We start from the raw sequence: 2,459 nt of genomic DNA, 5'->3' as shown, positions 1-2,459 counted from the left end.
GTGCCCCTGAACTACCACACCAGCGCCGACATGCTGCCGATGGCCCAGGATTTTATCGGCAAGGACGGCCAGGTCAGCGCCTATGGCAACCAACTGATTGTCAACGCCGATCAGCGCAAGATCGACGAACTTAAAGCGCTTGTTGCGCAACTTGATACTCAACCCAAGCGCTTGCTGATCACCGTCGACACCAACGAAAACAACTTCCAGGGAGATCAGGGTTATTCGGTCAATGGCGCCAAACCCAGCCAGACCCGAATCATCAATCGCAGCACCGAAAGCCGTGACGGTGGCATTCAGCAAGTCCAGGCCAGCGAAGGCGCACCGGCGCTGATCCAGGTGGGCCAAAGCGTACCGCTGACCAGCACGCAGACCGATTCCTACGGCGACCCGCGCAGCCAGACCGAGTACCGCAACGTCACCCAGGGTTTCTATGTCACCGCCAGCGTCACCGGTGACATCGTTCATTTGTCGATCAGCACAAACCGTGACCGCATGAGCCAGGAACGTCCCGATGTAGTGAACGTGCAAAGCACCGACACAACCGTCACCGGCCGCCTCGGCGAATGGATCACCCTGGCCGGCGTGAATCGCCAGACCCAGGCCGACAAACAGGGCCTGACCCGCAGCTACTCGACTCAGGGTCGGGATGACATGACCCTGCGGGTGAAAGTCGATACTTTGGACTAAACCACCGAAAACTGACTGATTAGTCGTATTAGACCAAAGATGTAGTGCTTGAAAAAAAGCACTACAAAACGTTTGACGAGCCAAAAAAGCAAAGGCATGATGGCCTCGCTCCCGCTAATCAGGGGCCCTGGCAAGGGCCTTCGAAGCGATGCTCGCATCTACCCCGCGAGCCGTTTCGTGTCTGTACCGCCCACAAGGTGTGTTTGACGAGGTTGCCGACTGGAACGAAGTTGTCCCGAGGGACGGAAGCGTATTTAGGTAACCCGGCATCACACTGAAGTTTGTATAAAGGCCCACGACGCCCGAATGCGCTCGACAGTCCGCCCTTACCTGCTCACTTCCCCTCGAGCCCATCGTTCATCCCGTCGCCAATCCCGCCGAATTCGACTTGACCGCCTAAGCTTCTGGTCTGCGAGCGCATGAATTTTCCACCGCAGAACAACTTTCCGTAAAAGACGCGACGAGGTTTATCTCCATGGCACTGACACGCGAACAGCAAATTGCAGCCCTCGAAAAAGACTGGGCTGAAAACCCACGCTGGAAAGGCGTGACACGCGCTTACTCCGCTGCTGACGTCGTCCGCCTGCGTGGCTCGGTTCAACCTGAGCACACCTTTGCAAAACTCGGCGCCGAGAAGCTCTGGAACCTGGTGACCCAGGGCGCCAAGCCGTCCTTCCGTCCTGAGAAAGATTTCGTCAACTGCATGGGCGCCCTGACTGGCGGCCAGGCTGTACAGCAAGTAAAGGCCGGCATCCAGGCGATCTACCTGTCGGGCTGGCAAGTGGCTGCGGACAACAACTCCGCCGAATCGATGTACCCGGATCAGTCGCTGTACCCGGTGGACTCGGTTCCAACCGTGGTCAAGCGCATCAATAACTCGTTCCGTCGTGCTGACCAGATTCAGTGGAAAGCCGGCAAAGGCCCGGGCGACGAAGGCTACATCGACTACTTCGCGCCAATCGTGGCTGACGCCGAAGCCGGTTTCGGCGGCGTACTGAACGCTTACGAGCTGATGAAGAGCATGATCGAAGCAGGCGCCGCCGGCGTTCACTTCGAAGACCAACTGGCTTCCGTGAAAAAATGCGGCCACATGGGCGGCAAGGTACTGGTTCCTACCCAGGAAGCTGTACAGAAGCTGACTGCGGCTCGTCTGGCCGCTGACGTTGCCGGCACGCCGACCATCATCCTGGCCCGTACCGACGCCAACGCGGCTGACCTGCTGACTTCGGATTGCGACCCGTACGACCAGCCATTCGTGACTGGCGAACGTACCCAGGAAGGCTTCTACAAAGTGCGCGCCGGTCTCGACCAGGCCATCGCTCGCGGCCTGGCTTACGCGCCGTACGCCGACCTGATCTGGTGTGAAACCGCCAAGCCGGATCTGGACGAAGCCCGTCGCTTCGCTGAAGCGATCAAAAAGGAATACCCGGACCAACTGCTGTCGTACAACTGCTCGCCTTCCTTCAACTGGAAGAAAAACCTGGACGACGCGACCATCGCCAAGTTCCAGCGCGAATTGTCCGCCATGGGTTACAAGCACCAGTTCATCACCCTGGCCGGCATTCACAACATGTGGCACAGCATGTTCAACCTGGCGCACGACTACGCCCGCAACGACATGACTGCCTACGTGAAGCTGCAAGAGCAAGAGTTCGCTGACGCTGCCAAGGGTTACACCTTCGTGGCTCACCAGCAGGAAGTGGGCACCGGCTACTTCGACGACATGACCACCGTGATCCAGGGTGGTACGTCTTCGGTAACCGCACTGA

2 protein-coding genes are annotated in these 2,459 nt (G+C 58.5%); both read left to right on the top strand.

The annotated features are described in order from the left end of the window. Nucleotides 1–690, top strand: a 690-nt coding sequence (locus Q7W83_RS09200) for a secretin N-terminal domain-containing protein (protein ID WP_473655906.1), incomplete at its 5' end; no start/stop codon positions are given. Nucleotides 691–1,165: 475 nt separating this feature from the next. Beyond that, on the top strand, nt 1,166–2,459 hold a 1,294-nt coding region (gene aceA, locus Q7W83_RS09195; protein WP_473655905.1), incomplete at its 3' end, for an isocitrate lyase.

The organism is Pseudomonas sp. 300, assembly GCF_055803035.1.
This window is presented reverse-complemented; position numbering and strand designations above follow the sequence as displayed.